The 21881-nt window shown below is 69.3% G+C and carries 22 protein-coding genes; 11 read left to right on the plus strand and 11 right to left on the minus strand.

Going from position 1 to position 21881, the window contains the following annotated elements; translation table 11 throughout:
• The first annotated feature begins 103 nt into the window (after window positions 1–103).
• On the plus strand, window positions 104–1144 hold the full coding sequence (locus G6N60_RS14295) for a class I SAM-dependent methyltransferase (protein ID WP_163738242.1): 1041 nt from the start codon (window positions 104–106) through the stop codon (window positions 1142–1144).
• A gap of 16 nt (window positions 1145–1160) precedes the next feature.
• On the opposite strand, the gene G6N60_RS14300 is transcribed toward G6N60_RS14295, so the two are convergent.
• Together G6N60_RS14300 and G6N60_RS14305 are read right to left on the minus strand one after the other, a co-directional pair.
• Window positions 1161–2543 (minus strand): MFS transporter, encoded by a 1383-nt coding sequence (locus G6N60_RS14300; RefSeq protein ID WP_163738246.1) that lies wholly within the window; start codon window positions 2541–2543, stop codon window positions 1161–1163.
• 4 nt (window positions 2544–2547) lie between these two features.
• Window positions 2548–3951, minus strand: coding sequence for an amino acid permease (locus G6N60_RS14305; RefSeq protein WP_163738249.1), 1404 nt, complete (start codon window positions 3949–3951; stop codon window positions 2548–2550).
• 410 nt (window positions 3952–4361) lie between these two features.
• Here G6N60_RS14305 and G6N60_RS14310 point away from each other — a divergent pair, with 410 nt between their 5' ends.
• Window positions 4362–4931 (plus strand): HD domain-containing protein, encoded by a 570-nt coding sequence (locus tag G6N60_RS14310; RefSeq protein ID WP_163738252.1) that lies wholly within the window; start codon window positions 4362–4364, stop codon window positions 4929–4931.
• Window positions 4932–4936: 5 nt separating this feature from the next.
• On the opposite strand, the gene G6N60_RS14315 is transcribed toward G6N60_RS14310, so the two are convergent.
• Together G6N60_RS14315 and G6N60_RS14320 are read right to left on the minus strand one after the other, a co-directional pair.
• A complete protein-coding gene (locus tag G6N60_RS14315) occupies window positions 4937–5551 on the minus strand; it encodes a TetR/AcrR family transcriptional regulator (RefSeq protein ID WP_163738256.1) in 615 nt (204 codons plus the stop codon).
• 24 nt (window positions 5552–5575) lie between these two features.
• On the minus strand, window positions 5576–6427 hold the full coding sequence (locus tag G6N60_RS14320; RefSeq protein ID WP_163738259.1) for an oxidoreductase: 852 nt from the start codon (window positions 6425–6427) through the stop codon (window positions 5576–5578).
• 124 nt (window positions 6428–6551) lie between these two features.
• Between G6N60_RS14320 and G6N60_RS14325 the strand changes: the two genes are divergently transcribed.
• The 3 genes from G6N60_RS14325 (at window position 6552) to G6N60_RS14335 (ending at window position 9523) form a co-directional block, all read left to right on the plus strand.
• Window positions 6552–6980, plus strand: coding sequence for a pyridoxamine 5'-phosphate oxidase family protein (locus G6N60_RS14325; RefSeq protein ID WP_163738262.1), 429 nt, complete (start codon window positions 6552–6554; stop codon window positions 6978–6980).
• Between the two features lie 93 nt (window positions 6981–7073).
• Entirely contained in the window at window positions 7074–8294 is a 1221-nt protein-coding gene (locus G6N60_RS14330; RefSeq protein WP_163738265.1) for a serine hydrolase domain-containing protein, read from the plus strand.
• Window positions 8285–9523: an MFS transporter gene (locus G6N60_RS14335; RefSeq protein ID WP_281355705.1), complete on the plus strand. Its 1239-nt coding sequence runs from the start codon at window positions 8285–8287 to the stop codon at window positions 9521–9523. The genes G6N60_RS14330 and G6N60_RS14335 overlap by 10 nt, the downstream gene beginning before the upstream one ends.
• Here the strand turns inward: G6N60_RS14335 and G6N60_RS14340 are convergent, their stop codons facing one another.
• The 3 genes from G6N60_RS14340 to G6N60_RS14350 all read right to left on the minus strand — a co-directional run bounded on the left by G6N60_RS14340 (window position 9524) and on the right by G6N60_RS14350 (window position 11715).
• The gene (locus tag G6N60_RS14340) at window positions 9524–10195 is read right to left on the minus strand and encodes a hypothetical protein (RefSeq protein ID WP_179969694.1); all 672 of its coding nucleotides are present in this window, start codon (window positions 10193–10195) and stop codon (window positions 9524–9526) included.
• 121 nt (window positions 10196–10316) lie between these two features.
• On the minus strand, window positions 10317–10682 hold the full coding sequence (locus G6N60_RS14345) for an Hsp15 family ribosome-associated heat shock protein (RefSeq protein WP_163738268.1): 366 nt from the start codon (window positions 10680–10682) through the stop codon (window positions 10317–10319).
• Window positions 10683–10737: 55 nt separating this feature from the next.
• Entirely contained in the window at window positions 10738–11715 is a 978-nt protein-coding gene (locus G6N60_RS14350; RefSeq protein WP_246240689.1) for an LmeA family phospholipid-binding protein, read from the minus strand.
• 129 nt (window positions 11716–11844) lie between these two features.
• Here G6N60_RS14350 and G6N60_RS14355 point away from each other — a divergent pair, with 129 nt between their 5' ends.
• Window positions 11845–12156 carry a hypothetical protein gene (locus G6N60_RS14355; protein ID WP_163738271.1) on the plus strand — a complete coding sequence of 104 codons (312 nt, stop codon included), beginning with the start codon at window positions 11845–11847 and terminating at the stop codon, window positions 12154–12156.
• A 2-nt stretch (window positions 12157–12158) separates the two neighbouring features.
• On the opposite strand, the gene G6N60_RS14360 is transcribed toward G6N60_RS14355, so the two are convergent.
• The 4 genes from G6N60_RS14360 to G6N60_RS14375 are packed head-to-tail and all read right to left on the minus strand — an operon-like array spanning window position 12159 to window position 16174.
• Window positions 12159–13565, minus strand: coding sequence for an NtaA/DmoA family FMN-dependent monooxygenase (locus tag G6N60_RS14360; RefSeq protein WP_246240692.1), 1407 nt, complete (start codon window positions 13563–13565; stop codon window positions 12159–12161).
• On the minus strand, window positions 13562–14467 hold the full coding sequence (locus tag G6N60_RS14365) for a MetQ/NlpA family ABC transporter substrate-binding protein (protein WP_163738274.1): 906 nt from the start codon (window positions 14465–14467) through the stop codon (window positions 13562–13564). Before G6N60_RS14365 ends, G6N60_RS14360 begins: the two co-directional genes overlap by 4 nt.
• Before the next feature lie 25 nt (window positions 14468–14492).
• Window positions 14493–15176 (minus strand): methionine ABC transporter permease, encoded by a 684-nt coding sequence (locus G6N60_RS14370; RefSeq protein WP_163738277.1) that lies wholly within the window; start codon window positions 15174–15176, stop codon window positions 14493–14495.
• Complete coding sequence (locus tag G6N60_RS14375) at window positions 15173–16174, minus strand: methionine ABC transporter ATP-binding protein (RefSeq protein ID WP_163738281.1); 1002 nt, start codon at window positions 16172–16174, stop codon at window positions 15173–15175. The genes G6N60_RS14370 and G6N60_RS14375 overlap by 4 nt, the downstream gene beginning before the upstream one ends.
• Window positions 16175–16484: 310 nt before the next feature.
• Between G6N60_RS14375 and G6N60_RS14380 the strand changes: the two genes are divergently transcribed.
• The 5 genes from G6N60_RS14380 to G6N60_RS14400 all read left to right on the plus strand — a co-directional run bounded on the left by G6N60_RS14380 (window position 16485) and on the right by G6N60_RS14400 (window position 21880).
• Window positions 16485–17921, plus strand: a complete 1437-nt coding sequence (locus G6N60_RS14380) for a glutamine synthetase family protein (RefSeq protein WP_246240694.1) — start codon at window positions 16485–16487, stop codon at window positions 17919–17921.
• 1 nt (window position 17922) lies between these two features.
• Window positions 17923–18942: a carbon-nitrogen hydrolase family protein gene (locus tag G6N60_RS14385; RefSeq protein ID WP_246240697.1), complete on the plus strand. Its 1020-nt coding sequence runs from the start codon at window positions 17923–17925 to the stop codon at window positions 18940–18942.
• Window positions 18943–19034: 92 nt separating this feature from the next.
• Complete coding sequence (locus G6N60_RS14390; protein ID WP_246240699.1) at window positions 19035–19808, plus strand: FadR/GntR family transcriptional regulator; 774 nt, start codon at window positions 19035–19037, stop codon at window positions 19806–19808.
• 176 nt (window positions 19809–19984) lie between these two features.
• Window positions 19985–20284 carry a hypothetical protein gene (locus tag G6N60_RS14395; protein WP_163730770.1) on the plus strand — a complete coding sequence of 100 codons (300 nt, stop codon included), beginning with the start codon at window positions 19985–19987 and terminating at the stop codon, window positions 20282–20284.
• A gap of 144 nt (window positions 20285–20428) precedes the next feature.
• Entirely contained in the window at window positions 20429–21880 is a 1452-nt protein-coding gene (locus tag G6N60_RS14400) for an LLM class flavin-dependent oxidoreductase (RefSeq protein WP_163738291.1), read from the plus strand.
• Window position 21881 lies beyond the last annotated feature (1 nt).

Below are 21881 nucleotides of genomic sequence, written 5' to 3' on the forward strand. Positions count from 1 at the left end.
CCTCGGTTTCCCCTCGGTTGGGCGCTTGCTCACCTTGGCAACGGGTAAGCGCGACGTGAAACGTTGACGTCGTGCTGAATGCCCCGTACGGGAGGTCGCAAAAGTGAGACTCGCCCTGCGAGGCGCCAACCCCGTCGAGTGGCTCGCGCTGCGTACCGGCATCGTGCCGACCGCAGCAGGTGAGGCATGGGGTGGCATGGCGCTGTCGGCGATCCTCATCGCCGGGGTGCGCACGGGCATCACCGCCCGACTGGCCGAGCAGCCGTCGACCGCGGCCGAACTCGCGGCCGACCTGAGTCTCGACCCGGTCCCGACGCGGCTCCTGCTGGACTGCTTGCGGTCGGGCGGCCACGTCACCGTCCGCGGGGGACGCTACCGGCTGACCCGATCCTCGCGACGCTGGCTGGATCCCGGGTCGGCCCTCGCGGTGGCCGAGTACGTGGCGGGCACGTCGGACTACTGGGACTGGTGGTCGGGCCTCGAGGACGTGACCCGCAGCGGCCAACCCGCCGGACATCACGACGCGCCACCGGATGACCCCTACTGGCGGCGCTACATCTGCGGGCAGCTGGAGCTCGCCCGGCTCAGCGCCGACGAGGTGGCGAAGAAGCTTCGCCTGCCGGCTCATTCGCGATCACTGCTCGACGTCGGTGGCGGGCACGGCTGGTACTCGGCGCAGCTGTGTCGACGCCATCCGCAGCTGAGCGCCACCGTCGTCGACCTGCCGGGCAGCGCGACGATAGGGCGCGAGATCATCGCCCGCGCGGGGATGTCCCATCGAGTCGAGCACCGGGACCTCGACGTCACGACCGACGGGCTGGGCAGCGGCTACGACGCGGTGCTCTGTTTCAACCTTCTGCACCACCTGACCGCCGAGCAGACCGTGGCCCTGTTCGCCAAGATGCACGACGCGTTGGCGCCCGGCGGCACGCTGGCGGTGATGGACGCCTTCGCCGAACCGAGCCGACGGGCGTCGGCTCAGGCCAACGTCCTCGGATTGTTCATGTACCTCAGCTCGGGGTCGCAGGTCCACACCCCGGATCGGCTGAGGGGCTGGCTGCGCGACGCCGGGTTCGGCCCACCCCGCCGGACGCGCATCCTCCGCATTCCTGGTCAGGCCGTGTACGTGGCGAGCAAGGCGTGAGACCCCGGCGCGTCGGTCAGCGGGGCGGGCCGTCGACCGCGGCCGCCTCCACGCGTCCGGTGCGGACGTCGTCGTCGAGGGGGACGTCACGCGTCTCGCGCATCACCCAGATCGCGGCGAGGCTCAGGGCGGCCGCGACCGACAGGTAGAGCCCCACCCAACCGACGCCGTAATTCGTGGCGAGCCAGGTGGCGATGAAGGGTGCGACGGCGGCGCCGAGGATGCTCGCCGCGTTGTAGGCGATGCCGGATCCCGTGTAGCGGACGTTCGTCGGAAACAGTTCTGGCAGAACGGCACTCATCGGTCCGAAGGTCAGGCCCATCAGGGTCATGCCCAGGACGAGAAACAGCAGCACCGACGCCGTCGACGTCGCGCCGGGGGTGAGCAGCACGCCGAACAGACCGCCGTAGGCGATGATCCCGACGGTGACCACGAGCAGCGTCGGGCGACGGCCGAACCGATCGGCGAGCAACCCGGCGACCGGCACCGTGGCGGCCAGGAACACGACCGCGATCAACTGCAGTTCGAGGAAGTCGACGTAGGCGAAGCCCAGTCCGGTGCCTGCCGGGGGCGGTTTGCCGATGCCGAATGCCAGCGCCCAGGTGGTGACCACGTAGAACAGCGTGTAGGTCGCCAGCATCACCAGAGTGCCGATCACCAGCTGGCGCCAACTGCCGCGGACGACCTCGACGAGCGGCGCCTTCACGCGTTCGCCGCGTTCGACGGCGCGGGCGAAGACCGGCGTCTCGGTCAGCCGCAGCCGCACGTAGAGGCCGACCACGACCAGCACCGAACTCAGGAGGAACGGCACCCGCCACCCCCACGTCAGGAACGCACCACCCGGTGCCGTGCCGAGGCAGAGCACCAGCACCAGGAACACACCATTGGCGAGCAGGAAGCCGAACGGAGCGCCCAATTGCGGCCACATCGCCGCCCACGCCCGTTTGCGCGGCTGAGCCGTCTCGGTCGCGAGAAGGGCTGCGCCGCTCCATTCTCCGCCGAGGGCGAGGCCCTGACTGAACCGCATCACCGCGAGCAACGTGGGCGCCACGATGCCGACCTGCTGGTACGTCGGCAGCGCGCCGATCAAGACCGTGGCGATGCCCATCAGCAGTAGTGACGCGACGAGGGTGGCCTTGCGCCCGACGCGATCACCGAAGTGGCCGAACAGGATTGAGCCCAGCGGGCGGGCTGCGAACGCCAGACCAAACGTCGCCAGCGACGCGAGCAGCGCCGCCGTGGGATCGCCCTTGGGATAGAACAGCTGCGGGAAGACGGCCACCGCAGCGGTGCCGTAAGCGTAGAAGTCGTAGAACTCGATCGTCGTCCCGATCATCGACGCCGCCACGATGCGGCTCCTTGGGACCCCACCGATGTCGTGGGTGCGCTGCGTGGTCATGCCGCTAGACCTGCGCGTCCCTGCGGCGATGCGCGGGACGCCGGTGCACGATCACCGACGCCGCCACGATGATCGCCGCCGAGATCAACGACAGGAAGATCGCCTGCTGCTGGTTCGGGTCGAAGGCCATGAGGACCAGCACCGCGATGATCGCCACGATCACCCCCACGGTGAGGTAGGGGAATAGCCACATCCTGACCGGCGCCTGCTCCCCCGCCGATCGCATCGAGCGGCCGAGGACGAACTGGCTGACCGCGATCGCGAGATAGACGAACAGCGCGACGGCACCGCTCGTCGCCAGCAGGTAGGCGAAGATCTTCTCCGGCAGGAGGTAGTTGCCGACGACCGCAAGGAATCCCACCACCATCGACGCGAGGACCGCGACCCACGGCACGCCGTTGCCCGTCAGCCGCCGCACGACCCCTGGGGCGTCGTGACGATCGCCGAGGGAGAACAACATCCGCGACGCGGTGTACAGCGCCGAGTTCAGGCAGGACGCCACCGCGGTCAGGATGACCACGTCCATGATGATCTTGGATCCGGGGATGCCGATCGCCTCGAGCGTCGACTGGTAGGAGCCGTCCGCGAGTTCGTTGTAGGGCATCAGCGCGACGACCACGAAGATGGACCCGATGTAGAAGATCGAGATGCGCCAGATGACCGAATTCACGGCCTTGCTGATGCCGGCGGTGGGGTCCGGTGACTCCGCGGCGGCGATCGTGACGATCTCGGTCCCCATGAAGGAGAACATCGTGACCAGCATGCCGGCGATCACGGCGCCGAAACCGTGGGGCATGAAACCGTCTGGCTGCCACAGCGAGTCGATGCCGCTGACCTTCGAATCCGGAATGATGCCGAAGATCGCGGCGGCCCCGATGCCGATGAACACGATGATGGCGACGACCTTGATCAAGGCGAACCAGAACTCGAATTCGCCGTAGTTGCCGACGCTGATGAGGTTGGTGACCGTGAGCAAGAGCGTCACCGCCAGCGCCCAGACCCACTGTGGACCGCCGACCAGGTCGGCCAGGATCGACGCGGCGGCCGTCGCCTCGACGGGGATGACCAGCACCCAGAACCACCAGTACAGCCACCCCACCGAGAACCCCGCCCAGCCGCCGAGCGCACGATGGGAGTAGACCGAGAACGACCCGGTGTCCGGGTTCGCGGTCGCCATCTCCCCCAGCATGCGCATCACCAGCACCACCAGCGTGCCCGCCAGGAAGTACGAGATGAGGACGGCCGGGCCCGCCTCCTTGATGGCGTTCGCCGAGCCAACGAACAACCCCGCGCCGATGACTCCCGCGATCGAGATCATCGTGATGTGTCGAGGCTTGAGGCTGGTACCGAGCCCACCGTCGGGTGCACCCGTGTCGGAGTGGTCGGTGCCAGGAGCTCGGCTCGTCATTGCAACATCACCCTTCGGTACGTACCGGGAGCGGCAGCAGACCCGGGACGTCTAGGGTAGGGCCCGCGATGATCGAACGCAGCCAATGGGCCGAACTGGTTGCACTCCTCGGGGGTCGGGCGCACCCCGCCAGGTGATGGTGCGCGAAAGACGTTCACGGCCAACGCCATCGAGCTCGACGGTCACCCTCACCAGACGCCTGCAGCCGCACGATCGCCGTCCTCGACGGCTCCGACGACGGATACCAAATTTCTACGTGCCGAGGCCGAGCCAGTGTCGTTGCCGCGCAACCACATCGAACGAGCAACCCGCGTCGGCCACCGACGACCTGGCGCGCGCTCGGATGCCCGACACGCGGCGGAAACACGAGGTCGCTACGTTGGAACACGACCGCATCGAGAGGAACCGCCATGAGTACGCCGACCCGTGCCACCTACCGCACGATGGACGAGGGCACCGCGGAGGACTATGCCCTCATCGAGCGCGCCGAGGAAGCCAACAATGCCGGGCTCGTGCCCCGCGTCCTCGGACTGGTCGAGGCGCTCGCCGAGGGCCAGCAGGCCTACCCCATCAGCCGGCTGGCGCATTCGCTGCAGTCGGCCAGTCGGGCCTACGACGACCGGCAGCCCGTCGACTACGTCGTCGCGGCACTGCTGCACGACGTCGGCGACACCTTCGCCCCGCACGCCCACGGGTTGTTCGCCTCGGCCGTGATCGCGCCCTACGTGCCGGAGCGGCTCGCGTGGATCGTCAAGGTGCATCCGGACTTTCAGCAGTTCTACTATGCGCCGCACATGGGTGGTGATCGGGATGCCAGGGAGAAGTACCGGGGCCACCGGTGGTTCGACGACTGCGTGCAGTTCTGCGAGCGATACGACCAGAACTGCTTCGACGCGCAGTACGAGCATCGCCCACTGGAATTCTTCCGCCCGATGGTCGAAGAGGTGTTCGCCCGCACGCCCTGGACCACCACCGACTGAGTCGATCAGGGCGACTGCGCGACGCGCATCCATACCGCTCGGCAGGTGAGCGTGGCGGCGTCGAGTTCGGCGATCGAGACCTTCGACGCCCGGTAGAAGCTGCGTTCGATCATCCAGCACAGCACGCGGCCCAGCGCGGCGGCGTCGTCGGGGCCGTCTCCCATGGGCACCCCGCTGCGCCCGAGGATGGCGGCGATGGCGTCGGCGAACACCTCGGCGGTGCCCGTCCACAGCTCGTCGATCTCGGGGACCGAGGATCCGAGGTCCACGGCCGCACGCATGACCACGCCGTGCTGCCGCCACAACTCCGCGGTGCGCTCCAGCGTGGCGGAGACGACCTCCGCGACCGGTGCGGTGTTGGCGACGGCCGCGCCCGACTTCTCCTGCAGTGCCTGCACCGTGCGCGCCACCAGTGCCGTCAGCACGTCCTGCTTGGACGCGAAGTAGAAGTACAGCGCTCCGCGGGTCATGCCGGCCTCCGCGGCGATGTCGCCGACCGTCATCTGGGCGTAGCCGTGGGTGCCGAGGAGGCGTTCGGCGGCATCGAGGATCTCGCGCTCGCGCAGGTCGCCCTTGCGCACGGCGGGCGCCGTCCTGCGCGACGGCCACGACTTGGTCACCGTGACGACCCTAGCCCACCGGCCCTACGTGGACGCCAGCTGCGCGCCATCGGCGAAATCCGTACTGCGCGAGAGGCTTTCCCAGCGCCGGATGTCCTCGTCGACCGCGTCCCTCGCAGCGCCGATCAACCGGAGCGCATCCGAGCCGAGGACCAGGTGGGCCGGCGGTGCGGGTTCGTCGAGGATGGCCAGGACCGCCTCGGCGGCCTTTACGGGGTTGCCCAGTTGGCGGCCGCTGGCCTCGACGCGGGCGGCCCGGATCGGATCGAACAGCTCGTCGTAGTCGGCGATGGTGCGCTCGGCGCGCGTCATCGAGCGCCCGGCCCAATCGGTGCGGAACGACCCCGGCTCGATGGCGGTGACGTGAATCCCGAAGGACGCGACCTCCTTGCGCAGGCTCTCCAGCAGGCCCTCCACGGCGAACTTGCTGGCGCAGTAGGCCGACATGCCGGGGACCGCCATCAGACCGCCCATCGACGTCACGGCCATCAGATGGCCGGCCCGTCGCCTGCGCAGGTAGGGCAGCGCGGCCTGCAGGGTCGCCGCGACGCCGAACACGTTGGTGGCGAACTGTGCCCGCAGCTCGGCGAGCGGCGTCTCCTCGAAGATGCCCTCGACGCCGTATCCCGCGTTCGCGATGACGACGTCGATGGCGCCGACGGTGGACTCGACGTCGGCGACGGTGCGGACGACCGCGGCGTCGTCGGTGACGTCGAGCCTGCGGGCATGGGCGCGGCCTGGTGCCAGGGCCTCGAACGGCGCGAGGTCTTCCGCCCTGCGCACGGTGCCGACCACCTGGTGGCCGGCGTCCAACGCGCCTCGTGCGAAGGCTCGGCCCAAGCCCGTGCTGACACCGGTGACGAGGAAGGTCTTCATGGTTGCTCCAGAGCTGAGATCGACGACCAAACGGCTTACTCGACGTAGGGTCGACTTAATTTGACGCGGCGTCAAGTTCGCGGGGCGCCGGAATACCCCGCTTGAGCGGACGGTTGGCGATGACATGAATCACTTCAGCGAGTCCGATCGTGAGAAGTTCCTGGCAGATCTGCACGTCGCGGTGCTCTCGGTGGAGGCGACGGGCGGCCGACCGCCGGCCAGCGTGCCGATCTGGTACGGGTACACGCCGGGCGGCAACATCCTGATCAACACGGGCGCAGGCTCGCGCAAGGCAAACCTGATCGAACGGGCCGGCGTCGTGACGCTCGTCGTGCAGCGCGAGGAGCCGCCCTACCAGTACGTCGTGGTCGAGGGCACGGTCGTCGACACCGCCAACCCCGCGCCACGCGACGTCCGCGAAGACATCGCCATTCGCTACCTGGGCGAGGAGGGCGGCCGCGCCTTCGTCGACGGCATGGGCGATGCGCCGAGCGTGCTGTACACGGTCCGGCCCGACCGGTGGATCACCGCCGACTTCTCGGAGGACGTCTAACCCTTCGTCACGATTTGATCGCGTCGACGAACCGATTCGACATTCGGGACTACCGTTGGTGGCACTGGCCGGTCCAATGGAGTGATGTATCTGATGGGAACCTCATCGGAGTCGTCGACGACTCCGGTCGACGTTCTGATCAGTGGGCACTGTGCACCCGAGTTCGATTCCGTACGTAGACAATTCGAACGCAACTTCGCCGAACGCGGCGAGGTCGGGGCAGCAGTTGCGGCCTGGGTCGACGGCGAACTCGTGGTCGACCTGTGGGGCGGCTGCCGGGACGCCGACAGCGGGCTCCCGTGGCAGCGCGACACGCTGGCGAGCGTCTACTCCGGATCCAAGGGGCTGACGAGCACGTGCATCCACCTGTTGGCCGAACGCGGACAGATCGACCTCAACGCCCCCGTCGCGACCTACTGGCCGGAGTTCGCCCAAGCGGGCAAGGATTCGATCACGGTGGCCATGGTGCTGTCGCACCGCTCCGGTGTCATCGGCCCGGCGCGGCGCATGCGGGCCGCCGACGTCCTGGACTGGGATGCGGTCTGCGCCGAGCTGGCGGCGGCGGCGCCGTGGTGGCCGCCCGACACCGCGCAGGGCTACCACATGGTGAGCTTCGGATTCATCCTCGGCGAGCTCGTCCGGCGCATCACGGGTCGCACCCTGGGGACGTTCCTGCGGGAGGAGATCGCCACTCCCCTCGCGGCCGACCTGCACATCGGGTTGCCGTCGCGTGACCACGACCGCTGCGCGGTGATGGTCGACAAGCCCCACATCCGCGACGTGCTGGCCGCCGGGGGCGCCCCGGAGCAACCCACCTCCCTCGCCGATCACGGCAAGGCGGGCCTGGCCGTGGCCATGGGCTTCATACCCGACGACGAGCTTGGCTCGGAGTCCATAGACCGTTGGCGCACAGCCGAATTCCCCGCCACCAACGCGCACGTCTCGGCACTGGGCATGGCCACCTTCTACCACGCGATGGCCCAGGAGAAGCTCGTCAGCCGCGAACTGATGGATCTCTGTCGCGTCTCGCAGGGCGGGCTGGCGACCGACGTCGTGCTCGGCCCGCGCGTCGCCGACCACGGCTGGGGTCTGGGCTACATGCTCAACCAGCGTGGCGTCGCGGGTCCCAATACCGGAATCTTCGGGCACGGCGGCTCCGGTGGCTCGTATGCGTTCGTCGACCTCGAGCACCGCATCGGATACGCCTACGTGATGAACCGGTTCGACGCGACCAAGGCCAATGCCGATCCGCGGTCGGTGGCGCTGTCCGATGAGGTGTACGCCGCCTTGGACGTGACGCCGTCGTGTCGCTGACGATGGCCGACGGCGCCGCGCCCGGCGTCTCCTACCGATGGACCCCCCAGGTCGTCGCGCAGCTGGCCGTGCTGTCGATCGCGGCCTACGTGTACGCCGTGGCCGAAATGGCGCCGATCGGCGCCATGCCCGCCATCGCAGCGGACCTGCACGTCAGTGAGGCCCACGTCGGAATGCTCACCGCCGCATACGCCTTCATCAGCGTCCTGGTGACGGTCCCGCTGGTGCGGTGGACCAGGAGCTGGCCGCGACGGCGGGTGTTCGTGGCGACGCTGCTGAGTTTGACGCTCTCGCAAGCATTCTCGGCGCTGGCGCCCGGGCTCGGCACGCTGGCAGCCAGCCGGGTGCTGTGCGCGGTCACCCACGGACTGATGTGGGCGATCATCGTGCCCATCGGCGTACGCCTGGTGCCGAAGTCGCACGCCGGACGGGCCGCCACGGCCGTGTACGTGGGAACCTCCGCCGCGCTGATCGTGGGCAACCCGCTGACGGCGTCGATGAGCGCGCTGTGGGGCTGGCGCCCGACGGTGGCCCTGCTCGCGATCGCCGCGGCCGTCATCACCGTGCTGGCGCTGATCGTGCTGCCGCCGATGCCGGTCGAGGATGGCCCCGTCGACGAACCGACCGCCGTGTCACGACGATCGCTGCGGCCCAACGGCCGGTTGCTCGTGCTGTGCGGTCTGACGTTGGTCGGCGTCACCGCGCACTTCGCGTCCTTCACGTTCATCGTACCGATCGTGCGCGACGTCGTCGGCGTCGATCCCGCCCGGTCGGCCTGGTTGCTGATCGGCTACGGGGTGTGCGGTCTGACCGCGATGGCGCTGCTGGCCCGGGCGATCGACCATCGGCTGCACGTCGCGGTCGCGGGCAGCCTCGGCACGCTGTGCCTGGCGTTCGGGGTGCTCGTCGCCTGCGCCGCGGCGGGCGTCGGCGTACTCGCCGCGGTGCTGGGCGCCTGCGCGATCCTGCTCTGGGGCGCGTCGGCAGCCGCGCTGCCCCCGATGCTGCAGTCGGCGGCGATCCGCAATTCCACCGGGGATGCCGAGCAGGGGTCGGCCCTGTACGTGACGGCCTTCCAGATCGGCATCCTGTCGGGATCCGTCGTCGGCGGACTGGTGTACCAGCACGCGGGGATCTCCGCCGTCGTGATGGCATCCGCCATCCTGTTCGCCGTCACGCTCGTCGGCGTCGGGTGCCGTGGCGACGTCTTCGCCTCGGCGCCCAACTGACTACTGAGCGGGTGGGGCGGGTGGAGCGGCCGGGGCGGCCGGGGCGGCCGGGGCGTTCATCGGGTAGTAGCCGGGAGGGACCACCGGGGCCGGACCGGCCGCGGGCGCAGCCGGTGCGCCCGCGTCGGGGGCTCCCGGTGCGGCGGCGTCATATCCCGGCGGAGGCGGCCCGTTGAGCGGGTAGTACCCGGGCGGCAGAGCAGGTCCACCGGTCTTGGGGCCGGTCGCGGGCGCCACGGTGTCACTCTGGGGGTAGTTCACCGAATGAAATCCCGGGGGCAGCGGCGGCGGCGGGCCTGCGCCGGGCGGCGGCTCGGCGGCGGGCGGCATGCCGTCGGGCGAATCGGCCGAGCCGAAGGGGTCCTTGGCCTGGTGGTAGGCGTCGCGGAGGAAGCCCAGCGGCCCGTTGCCGGAGCCGTACTGCGGGTTGGGGATCTCGGGGACCGGCGGCGGTCCCGGCGGTGGCGGAGGCGCTGGAGCGTCCGCGGCCGCAGCGTCCGGCGCCGCGGGCGGTGGCGGACCGTCGGGGGCACCGGGCACGGGCGGCTGGTACGGCGTCATGGGATCGGCACCGGCCTGGCCTGCCATGCCCAGCGCACCGCCGGCGACGATGGCGCCCGCGAACAGGAGCTTCGCGGCGGTGACGGCTGGTACGCGCTGTCCTTCGGTCATGTAACCCGGTCGTCCTCTCTGCTGGCGCCCGCGTTCGGCCAACCGTCGACCGGCCCGCAGCGCGTGCCCATCGTCCCATAGATCGTTTCGACGTGACCCGTGATCGTGATGTGGCGCGGCGTCAGGCCCGGCCGTCGCGCCACCGGTCCAGCGCCCGACGGTCGCGTTTCGTGGGCCGACCGGCGCCCCGGTCGCGCACGGCCACCGGCACCGATGCCACGGGAGCCTGCGCCGGACTGTGGTCGATGAAGCAGCTGACCGCGTCGGACGCACCCACGCGCTTGGGGATCACCCGTAGGACCTCGACGATGCGCGTCCGGTCCCCCAGCCGGGCGTGGACGCGGTCGCCGGGCGCCACCGTCGCCGACGGCTTCGCCGGTCGGTCGTTGATCCGCACGTGACCCCCGCGGCACGCGGCGGCCGCGTCGGGCCGGGTCTTCGTCAGCCGGACCGCCCACAGCCAGCGGTCCACGCGGGTCGACTCCATGGCGTCCATTCTGAGCCGCCCCGCCCCGGCGCCGGAGCGGCGGGACGGCCCGACGTCACAGCCGGGCGAAGCAGGCGTTCGAATCGGCGGTCGGGATCGATGCGTCCCTGGTGGAGAACGTGCCGACGACGCCGTCGGCGGTGACCTCGACGCTGTCGGCGTGAATCCCCAGGGGGTACTGCGCATTGAGCTTGTCGGTCAGCCCGTTGAGCGCCGTCTGCACCGTGTCCTGGGCCAGCGGACCCGTCACGGATTGCACCTGCAGCGCCAGATCGCCATTGGTCACGACGGGCTTGGCGGAGACGGTGATGCTGCCCGCCTCCAGGTTCAGCGTGCCCGCCGCCGGGTCGGTGGTGACGCCCGTGACGAGGTTGCCGACGCCGGGCAGGTTGGCCGCGACCGTGTCCTTGATGCCCGCCGCCGTCCACGTCAGCGTCGCGTCGAGCGCACCGATCGTGCCCTTGGAGTTCGCCGAGCCCTGCAGGCGCACGTCGGACACCGTGACGTCGGCCGTCATGCCCTTGGCGTCCTGCACCTGATGCCCGGCAGTGACGACCGAAATGTTGGTGTAGTGGCCCGTCACGTGCTGCCACAGGAACGGCGGGTTGACGCCGAACGACACCGTCGCGCCGTCCTTGACCACGCATTCGGCGACCGCGACGAGCAGGCTGTCGGCGCGGTGCCTGGCGTACAGCTCGGCCCCGGCGAGCCCGCCGACGATCGCCGCCACCACGATCAGGGCGATCAGCGCGAGCGACCGCGGCTGCCGCAGCCACGCCCGATTGCGGGTGCGCACTGCCGGTGGGGGCGAGGCATTCGGGGGTGCGGCCTGCGGCAGGGGTCCGGGCATCGGCCCGAGCGAACGCTGCGGCACGGCGATCCGCTCGGTGGCGCCCGTGTCGGCCGGGCTCTGGGCGGCCCGGATCCGCTGCGTCGGCGGATCGGGTGGGCGCTGGCGCGGAATCCGCCGTGTCGTGGCGTCCGGGCGAATCGGTTCGCCCGGCCGTCGCGGTCCCCGGGGCGGTGTGGTCACCCCACCGATTGTGCCTGACCTAAACGCCTCGCCGAGGCAGGTCGAAGGACCCTCAGTCGTGCCGTGACGCCCCGTCTGCGCCCCGCACCGGCTAAGCTGACCCCGGTCGGACGAGTCGTTTGGAGCAACATGATCAACCTGAAGCGCGGGATCCTGGTCGTCGGCTGTGCAGCCGCGTTCGCCGCAGCGCCATTGGTCGCCGCCTCGCCGGCCTCCGCGAAGGACTGCCCCTACGGCACGGTGCCCACGAAGTTCGACGGTGTGTGCGTGCAGGGCCAGGCGGGCGGCTTCGGCGCTCCCGGCGTCGTGGTGCCCCCGCAGGCGAGCGCGCCGGGTGCGGTCGTCGTGAACAACCCCAACGGGTTCGGCACCGTCAACGGCATCCCCTGCACGCCCGAGCACATCGGCACCTGCATCGGCCTGCAGCAGAGCCAGGGCTGAGTTCAGCCGACGGTACTCACCCGTTCGACCCCGTTGAGAAGGTCGTTGTCGGCGAACGCGCCGCGATGGGCCGCGGCGGGGTGAGAATCGGGCAGACGGTCACCACGTCCGAAGAGCTTGTGCCGCAACGTTCCTGACTTGTCGGTCGCGATCAGACCACGCTCGCGCAGCGTCGGGAACAGTCGGTCGGCGACCTCTCGGAACGATCCCGGCACGGTGGCGTGGTAGACGTTGATGCCGTCGACACCGGCTTCGCGCCACTCCTCGAGGCGGTCCGCGATCTCCTCGGCGGTGCCTACGACGCGGTTGGCGCCCTCCATCACCCACGCCATGTCACGGATCGTCGGCTCCTCGTGGCCCGAGACCTCGGCCGCCCACCGAAGATAACTCTTGACGCCGGTGAACTCGCCGAGCGCGCTGATCGGGGTGTCCAGCGGCAGGCTGCCCGCGTCGATGCCCGCGTCGCCGAGGGCGTGCAGCGCAATGCCCTCCAGATCGAGATAGCGCTTCAGTTCGTCGTTGCGCCGCACGGCCTCGGCATGGGTGTCACCGATGATGAAGGACAGGCCCTGGGCGAAGGTGACGTCCCCGGGATCGCGGCCGTTCTCGGCGGCCAGCGCTCGGGTCTCGGTGGTCAACGCGTACGCGTCGGCCGGGCTCGGGCTGCTGATGTAGACACCCTCGGCGTTGCGCGCCGAGAACAGTTGTCCCGCAGGCGAAGACCCCGCCTGAAAGAGCACGGGCGAGCGCTGCGGCGACGGGGCGACGAAGTGCGGGCCCTCCACCGAGTACCGGGCCCCGACGTGGTTGATCTTGTGGATCTTCGACGGATCGGCGTGGATCCCGGACTCCTTGTCCTGCACCAGACCGCCGTCGTCCCAGGAGCCCTCCCACAGCTTGTAGGCGGCGTCGACGTACTCGTAGGCCCACTCGTAGCGCTGGTCGTGGTCGAGCGTCCCCTCGTGGCCGAAGCTGCGAAACACGTTGGCGTTGAAGCTCGTCACGATGTTCCAGCCGAGGCGGCCGTCGGTGTAGTGGTCCAGCGACGACATCCGGCGGGCGAAGTTGAACGGGTGGTCCTGCACGATCGAGCTGGTGAACACGATGCCGAGGTGCTGCGTCGCCGCCGCCAGCGCGGAGGCGAGCACCGAGGGATCGTTGACGGGGATCTGGATGCCGCCCTCGACCGCCTTGCGCCAGTTGCCGTTCCACGGCGCCCGCAGTCCGAACACGTCGGCGAAGAAGATGAGGTCATAACCCGCCGCGTCGACCTCGGCGGCCACCGAGGTCCAATGCCGCAGCGAGTTGAACCGGTGGTTGTGCGCTTCGGGTGCCCGCCACAGCCCGTGCAGGACGTGCGATGCGGTGTTCATCACGAAGGCGCTGTAGTACAACGGCTTTCGGCTCACGTCAGCGGACCGAGCGTGTTGCGGATCAACTGATCGTCCGTGGTCTTGAGGAACTGCGCGATCTTGGGGTCCTTGAAGGTCTCGATCAGCTTCTGCACGTTGGGATCTGCGAGATGGCGGTCGCTGACGACGAGGCCGCCCTCACTGCCCTTCGGGGCGGGTTCGCGCGCGATGATCTGATTCTCGGTGAGGCCCGCGGAGTACACGTCGGAGATGTGCACGACGATGGCGTCCACGTCGGGCAGACTGCGCGCCAGCTGACCGATCGGCACCTGGACGAACCGGTAGCCCTTCGGGTTCGTCGCGATGTCGGACAACTGCGGAAGACCGGCGAGGGTGTCCTTGCCCGGCTTGAGGGTGATCTGCTTGTCATACGCCAGGTCCAGCAGCGCGATGGCTTGGCCGGCGGGATCGTCGCGCAGCGCGATCTTCGCACCGTCGGGTACCTGAGCCCAACTCCGGTACTTGTCCGAATAGGTCGCCTGATCCCAGGTGAAGGTCGGCGCGGCGAGGGTGAGCTTGAACCCGTTGGCCGCGATCGCGTCGTTGAGGAAGGGCTGGTGCTCGAAGAAGTTGCCTGCGATGGTGCCTGCGTCGACGGCGCGGTTGATCTCGATGATGTTGTCGATCTTGACCGGATCGATCGTGACGCCGTGCGCGGGGGCCACCTGATCGTTGACGAACTTCAGCAGCCGCTCGGCCGCGACGTCGGTGCTCCAGGTCGCCACCGTGAGGGTGGTGCCGAAGGGCTTGTCCTCGTGGGACACCTTGGCGTAGGTGACGCCGCCGGCGATCGCGGCGACGAGCACCACGGCGGCGGCGATCTTGGCGCCCCGAGGCCACCGCTTCTTCGTCTTGAGTTCGATGACGTCGTCGGTGGGCGGATTGGTCAGGTCGGTCACGGGGGGTCCTTGCTCTCGGGGTGGGTCAACGGGTGAGTGCCTTGACCAGGCGGTCACCGGCGAATTGGACGATCTGGATCGTGACGATCAGCGCGATGACCGTGGCGATCATGATGTTGTGGTCGAACCGGTTGTAGCCGTAGGTGATGGCGAGATTGCCGACACCACCGGCGCCGATCGAGCCGGCGATCGCGGAGTACTCGATCATGGCGATCACGTTGACCGTCAAGGCTCCGGCCAACGCCGGTAGCGCCTCCGACAGTTGCACCGTGCGGATCACCTGCAGACTGGTGCCACCGGACACCTGACCCATGTCGATGACGTCGGACCGCACGTCGCGCAGGGCGTTCTGCACCAGGCGCGCGAAGAACGGCACGCCCGCCGTCGTCATGGGCACGATCGCCGCGGAGATGCCGATGGTGGTGCCGACCAGGAACCTGGTGACCGGGATGATCGCCGTCATCAAGATCAGGAACGGCAGCGAGCGCCCGATGTTGACGATCGTGTTGAGCACCAGGAACACTCGCGGGTCGGGATACAGGCCCAGCACCGAGGTGTTGTGCAGGGTGATGCCGACGGGCGTTCCGATGATCAGGACGAGGGCCATGGTGACGCCGACCATCACCCAGGTCTGGCCGTAGGCGGGCAGCAGCAGATCGGGCACCTCGCGCCACGGCGTGCTGAAGTCCTCTGCGGCAGCGAGGATCACGCGGCCGCTCCCTCGGACGTGGCGGGCGACGTCGTCGCATGCAGGCCGCGATCCCGGAGATGGCGGTCGAACCCGGCCGGCGCCCCCGGGGAGATCGCGAGCACCGCGCGTCCGACCGCGACCCCGCGAATGGCCTCGACGCTCGCACTCAGCACGCTCACCGACGTGTTCGCGATGCCGGGCACCGTGTGAATCGACGTGAGCCAGTCCAGCGGCACCTCGCGGGACGCGTAGGACACCTCCCAGATCTCGCCAGCGCCGTGGAACGGTGCGCGCGGCCGGTCCGGAAGCAGCTCGCGGGCCAGCGCGGAGGACGGGTCGAGGATGACGTCGCCGACGGGGCCGGCTTCGACGATGCGGCCGCCGTCGATGCGGGCGACCGAGTCGGCGATCTCCCTGACGACCTCCATCTCGTGGGTGATCAGGATGATCGCGAGGCCCAGTTCGTCGCGAAGATGGCTGAGCAGCTTGAGGATTGCCTTCGTGGTGGCGGGGTCCAGGCCCGAGGTGGCCTCGTCGGACAGCAGGTAGGACGGTCCCAGGGCCAGCGCACGGGCGATGCCGACCCGCTGCCGCTGCCCTCCGGAGAGCTGACGGGGCAGGTCGTCGCGGCGGTCGGCGAGCCCGACCCGGTCCAGCAGCGAGGCCACCCGCCGCTGCACGGAGGCGTCGGTCGCGCCCAGGTACTCCAGCGGGAGCGCCACGTTCTGGGCGACGGTCCGGCGGCGCAGCAGCGGCGCGGTCTGGAAGATGACGCCGACGCTGCGGCGCGCGGCCAACAGCTCGGCGCCCTCGAGCCTGGTGAAGTCCTTGCCGTCGACCCGCACCGTGCCGCTGGTGGGCCGCTCCAGGAAGCTGACGCACCGTGACAGCGTGGTCTTCCCCGCTCCGCTGGCACCCACGACGGCGAGGATCTCGCCGCCCGCCACCGACAGGGAGACGTCGTCGAGGACGGTGCGGTCACCGAACCGTTTCGTCAGGTTCTCGATCTCGATCATGGGTACTCGATTCCTCGCAGGGTGAACGTTCGCGTGCACTCGCGGTCGTTCGCCAACGCGGTCGGGGTGTCTCGAGGCGCGCTCGGCCATGGCGCCTGGGGTTCAGACGTCACGACGATAGGTCTGCTGGCAGCGACCGCACAGGCTATGAATCGACCTGATCGAAATGACGCCACGGGTTCGTGCGGGCCCTGGGAAAGCGCTCGGCGCAAGTGGATTGGCATCGCCCCGGAGACCAGGAACGTCATGCGACCGAGACGGTGGTGGGTTACATTGGTCAGACCACCAGGTCACCGACACTCAGGGAGCCGTGTTGAGCACACCGTTCATCGAACGCCATCAGCTGTGGTCGCCAGCACAACGCGACGCTGCGGACGAGGTCATCGCGCAGGTGCGCGAACGAGACCTGCGCCAGGTCAGGATCAGCTGGGGCGATCAGCACGGAATACTGCGCGGCAAGACCCTGGAGGTCGACCACTTCGTCTCGGTCATGAAGAACGGCAAGGACTTTCAGACCGCAACGCTGATCTTCGACACGACCAACAACCCGGTGGTCCCGCCCTTCGGCGCGAATGCACTCGGCGACCCCCGGATGACGGGCCTGCCGGACGGCGTGCTGGTCCCCGACCCCGGCACGTTCACGATCCTGCCGTGGCTGGACAGGACCGGCTGGATCCTGTCCAACCTGCACTACCGCACCGGCGAGAGGGTGCCCTTCGACACCCGCGGCGTCCTTCAGGCCCAACTCGACGCGCTCGAGGGCGACGGCTACGGCTACGTCGCGGGCGTCGAGTTGGAGTTCTACGTCACCCGGCTGGTGGATCCGAAGCTGTCCTTCGAGGACTCCGGTCATCCGCCGACCCCGCCCGAGGTCATGGCGGTCTCGCACGGCTTTCAGTACCTCACCGAGAACCGCGGTGACGAGATCGACGGCATCCTGAGCATCCTGCGGGACAACGTCGTCGCCCTCGGTCTGCCCCTGTCGACGGTCGAGGACGAGTGGGGCCCGGGTCAGTGCGAGTTCACCTTCGAGCCGCTGCCCGGCCTCGGGGCGGCGGACTGCACCATCCTGGTGCGCAGCGCGATCAAACAGCTGTGCCGTCGCCACGGCTACCACGCCACCTTCATGTCCCGCCCCGCGCTGGCGAACGCGTTCTCCAGTGGCTGGCACCTGCACCAATCGCTGAGCAGTGCGCAGGAGGTCAACTGCTTCGCCGGAGCCGATGGGGAGCTGCTGTCCGACACCGCCAAGCACTACATGGGCGGGCTGCTCGAACACGCCTTCGCCAGTTCCGTGCTGACGAATCCGACGATCAACGGCTACAAGCGTTTTCGGCCCGACTCCTTCGCCCCGGATCGGGTGGCGTGGGCCGAGGAGAACCGCGGAGCGATGATCCGCGTCGCCGGCGCCCGCGGTGACGCCAACACCGATCTCGAGAACCGGGTCGGCGAGCCGGCCGCGAATCCCTACCTCTATCTGGCGTCTCAGATCGCGGCGGGCCGCGACGGTCTGCGCCGGCAGGTCGATCCGGGGCCCTCGGCCGACGAGCCGTACCTCGTCGATGCGCCGACGCTGCCGCACAGTCTCGAGGCCGCGATCGAGCACTTCTCCGACAGCGCGCTGTTCCGGCGGGAGTTCGGCGATGCGTTCGTCGACTACCTCAGCATGATCAAGCGACACGAGGTCAGCCGGTTTCATGCCGCCGTCACCGACTGGGAGCAGCGCGAGTACTTCGAGGTCTACTGACGTGAACGTCTCCGCGCCGTTCACCGTCGGCGTGATCGCCGAACACCGACTGCCGCATCTCGATCCCACCCAGCGGTTGACCGTCGCGGCCGCGCAACTCGGCGGCCCGTGGTTGGACGTGGACGCCCGGATGGACCGGGTGGTCGCCGCGACCGAAGTGGCGGCCGGCGCGGGGTGCCGGGTCGTCGCGTTCCCGGAGACCTACCTGTCGGGATATCCGTTCTGGCTGCCGCGCACGAACGGCGCACGCTTCGACGAGCCCACCCAAAAGGCGTGCTACGCCTACTATCTCGCCAATGCGGTGGAGATCGGCGGCAGCGAGCACCGCAGGCTCGAAGAGCTGTCGCACGACTGCGGCGTGGAGCTGGTCGTCGGTGTCACGGAGAGGGTGGGCGGGACGGCGTACGCGTCACTCCTGACCATCGATCCGTCGGCGGGCCTGGTCGGCCATCACCGCAAGCTGGTCCCGACCTACGACGAGCGACTGGTCTGGGGCAACGGCGACGGCGCCGGGCTGCGGGTGCACCCCGTCGGAGCGGCCCGCATCGGCGCACTGAACTGCTGGGAGAACTGGATGCCGCAGGCCCGCCAGGCGCTCTACGCGCAAGGCGAGCACCTCCACGTCGGCGCGTGGCCGGGTTCGCACGAATTGACCTCGGACATCACCAGATTCATCGCCAAGGAGGGCCGGGTCTTCAGCCTGGCGGTGGGCGGAATCATCGCGCGCAGCGACATTCCGGACGACTTTCCGCTCGCCGAGGAGTTGCGCGCCGCGTCGACCGAGATGCCGTTCAACGGCGGCTCGGCCATCGCGGGCCCCGACGGCGCGTGGATCATCGACCCGGTCTGCGGGCGGGAAGGCCTCCTCGTGGCGGACCTCGACCTGGCCGCCGTCGCCGCCGAGCGGTCGACCTTCGACCCCACGGGCCACTACAGCCGTCCGGACGTCTTCCACACGACCGTCGACCGAACGCGGTGGCCGACGGTCGCCTTCATCGAGGGCGGACGCCCCTCGGACTGACCCGTCCGCGACCCCGACGTCTGGCAAGATGGCGGTCAGACCACCAGGTCACTGCCAGCGAGTCAATTCTCTACGAGCCGGAGGAGCAACGCGTGGCGACCGCGGACCAGAGGCCGCAGATGCGGCCCGTGGATCGGCGACCGCTCTACGAGCAGGTGGGCGAGCGACTGCGCGAGTTCGTGGACGTCAACGGCCTGCAGCCGGGGGCTCGATTGATGACCGAACGCGAACTGGCACAACAACTCTCGGTGGGGCGCTCCTCGATCAGGGAGGCCATCACCGCCCTGCGGATCCAGGGCATGGTGGAGGTCCGGCACGGCGACGGCATCTATCTGCTGCGGCGTCCGGAGGACCTGATCGACACCCTGGCCGCCGAACTCGTCGAGACCCACATCGACCATCCCTACATCTGGGAGACCCGCCAAGCGTTGGAGACCCAGTGCGCGCGGCTGGCGGCGACGCGCGCCACGGCAGGCGATCTACGCAAGCTCAAGCGCGCCCTCAAGACCATGGGCGCCGAGATCGCCGAGGGCGAGCCCGGTCTCGACGGCGACCGGCAGTTTCATCTCGGAGTGGCCCAGGCCTCGCACAATCCGATCCTGATCCGGTTGCTCTCCGGCCTGCGGGAGTCACTCGACCGCACGTCGGAGACGTCGCTGACCAGGAGCGGGCAGCCCGCGAAGTCACTCGCCCAGCACGAGCTCATCTTCGAGGCCATTCGCGCACGGGAGCCGACGCAGGCCGCCGACACCATGCTGCAACACCTGGTCGGCACCACCGACACCCTGGTGAAGGCCCCCTCGGTGACCCCCGCGCCACCGCCGCCACCTGCACGGACGCGCCGAGCGGCGGTTCCGCGGGACTGAGGCCGTCGCCGGGGGCTCCGATGAATAGCCGATGCTGAGGTCTTACACAGCTGCTACTTAATTTCGCTAACCAATATAGTTCTCATGTCAGCGACTGGATCGACCCCGAGCCAGCCAATGACGGTATCTCCGACGACAGGTGGCCTGCCGTCCGATACGAAAGGACGATGAGAGACATGAAACCTGCAAAGCTCTTGGCCAGCGTGGCAATCGCCGGTGGCCTGGCCGCCGGCGCACTCGGCCTCAGCACGGGGATCGCCAGCGCCGCTCCCGGCCAGGCTCCCATCCCCGTCGACTGGGGTCACCCGCATCCGGGTGGACCCGGCTGGGGTGGTCCCGGACCCGTCGGTTGGGGCCCGCCTCCCCCGCCCCCGCCGCCTTACTACGGTGGCTACGGCGGCGGACCGTTCCCCGGTGGCTGGAACGGCGGCTGGGAGCCCAACGGCGGCGTCTGCCTGGGACCGTTCTGCGTCTAGCAGCCCGCATCTGACGACGATCGAACATCGCCCAACGGGGGCGGTGGACCGCACGACGGTTCACCGCCCCTTTGGCGTTCTCGGTTCGAATCGCGCTGACGCAAAGCGGTGACCCGCGGCGACGGGGCGGCAAGACTTCCGGCAGTGACCCGAACGATCCGCGTCAACGCCTTCGACATGAATTGCGTCGCCCACCAATCCCCCGGCCTCTGGCGCCACCCCGAGGATCAGTCCGCCCGCTACCGGACGCTGTCCTACTGGGTCGAGCTGGCGACGTTGCTCGAGCGCGGGCGCTTCGACGGCCTGTTCATCGCCGACGTCCTCGGCACCTACGACGTGTACGGCGCCAGCGACGAAGCCGCCATCCGGCAGGCGGCTCAGGTACCCGTCAACGATCCCCTGCTGCTGGTGTCCGCGATGGCACTGGTGACCGAGCACCTCGGCTTCGGCATCACGACCGGCACCGGATTCGAGCATCCGTATCCGTTCGCCCGCCGCATCTCCACACTCGACCACCTCACCAACGGCCGGGTCGGCTGGAACGTCGTGACCGGCTACCTGCCCGCGGCCGCGCGCAACATGGGTCAGACCGACCAGCCCGCCCACGACGCCCGCTACGATCACGCCGACGAGTACCTCGAGGTGCTCTACAAGCTGTGGGAAGGGTCCTGGGAAGACGACGCGGTCATCCGCGACCGCGAGCGCGGCGTCTTCACCGACCCCGCCAAGGTGCACCACATCGGCCATGCCGGAACGCATTTCACCGTGCCGGGGATCCATCTGTCCGAGCCGTCACCGCAGCGCACCCCGGTGATCTTCCAGGCCGGAGCGTCCCCGCGCGGGGTGCGGTTCGCCGCCGAGAACGCCGAGGCCATCTTCACCGCCGCCCCCACGAAGGCCATCCTGGCCGAGACGGTGTCCACCATCCGCCGCGAGCTCGAACTGGCGGGCCGAGATCCGTACGCCGCCAAGATCTTCAACCTCACCACGGTCATCACCGCGGCCACCGACGACGAGGCGCGCGCCAAGCACGCCGACTACCTGTCCTACGGTGACCCCGAGGGAGCGCTGGTGTTCATGTCCGGCTGGATGGGCGTCGACCTCGCCCGCTACGGACTCGACGAACCGATCGGCAACGTGGACTCGAACGCCATCCTCTCCGCGGTCAGGGCGTTCCAGTCCGCCGACCCCGACGGCGGCGAGTGGGCCGTGCGGGACATCGCCGACTGGGGCACGATCGGCGGCATCGGACCGCTCGTCGTCGGCTCCGGCGAACGCGTGGCCGACGTCCTGCAGGAGTGGGTCGACGAGACCGACGTCGACGGGTTCAACCTGGCGTACGCCGTCACCCCCGGCACCTTCGCCGACTTCATCGACCACGTCGTGCCGGTGCTGACCGCGCGTGGTGCCTACCAGGCCGAGTATGCGCCAGGATCGTTGCGCCACAAGCTCTTCGGACGCGGCGACCGGCTGCCGGAGGAACACCGCGGTGCGCGGTACCGGGTCGGCGGTCCGTCGTCGACCATCATCGAGCGGCCATCCACCGTGCCGTCGAGCCCGGCTTCGGTAGCCTCGCAGCCGACGGCCACCAGATAGG

Origin of the sequence: Mycolicibacterium madagascariense (genome assembly GCF_010729665.1) — a bacterium.
Lineage (GTDB): Bacteria > Actinomycetota > Actinomycetes > Mycobacteriales > Mycobacteriaceae > Mycobacterium > Mycobacterium madagascariense.

Excerpts from the sequence above, each read along its gene's own strand:
- G6N60_RS14300 (WP_163738246.1), bottom strand. The coding sequence starts at position 2,543 with ATGACCACGCAGCGCACCCACGACATCGGTGGGGTCCCAAGGAGCCGC.
- G6N60_RS14305 (WP_163738249.1), bottom strand. The coding sequence starts at position 3,951 with ATGACGAGCCGAGCTCCTGGCACCGACCACTCCGACACGGGTGCACCC.
- G6N60_RS14310 (WP_163738252.1), top strand. The coding sequence starts at position 4,362 with ATGAGTACGCCGACCCGTGCCACCTACCGCACGATGGACGAGGGCACC.
- G6N60_RS14320 (WP_163738259.1), bottom strand. The coding sequence starts at position 6,427 with ATGAAGACCTTCCTCGTCACCGGTGTCAGCACGGGCTTGGGCCGAGCC.
- G6N60_RS14325 (WP_163738262.1), top strand. The coding sequence starts at position 6,552 with ATGAATCACTTCAGCGAGTCCGATCGTGAGAAGTTCCTGGCAGATCTG.
- G6N60_RS14330 (WP_163738265.1), top strand. The coding sequence starts at position 7,074 with ATGGGAACCTCATCGGAGTCGTCGACGACTCCGGTCGACGTTCTGATC.
- G6N60_RS14340 (WP_179969694.1), bottom strand. The coding sequence starts at position 10,195 with ATGACCGAAGGACAGCGCGTACCAGCCGTCACCGCCGCGAAGCTCCTG.
- G6N60_RS14345 (WP_163738268.1), bottom strand. The coding sequence starts at position 10,682 with ATGGAGTCGACCCGCGTGGACCGCTGGCTGTGGGCGGTCCGGCTGACG.
- G6N60_RS14355 (WP_163738271.1), top strand. The coding sequence starts at position 11,845 with ATGATCAACCTGAAGCGCGGGATCCTGGTCGTCGGCTGTGCAGCCGCG.
- G6N60_RS14375 (WP_163738281.1), bottom strand. The coding sequence starts at position 16,174 with ATGATCGAGATCGAGAACCTGACGAAACGGTTCGGTGACCGCACCGTC.
- G6N60_RS14395 (WP_163730770.1), top strand. The coding sequence starts at position 19,985 with ATGAAACCTGCAAAGCTCTTGGCCAGCGTGGCAATCGCCGGTGGCCTG.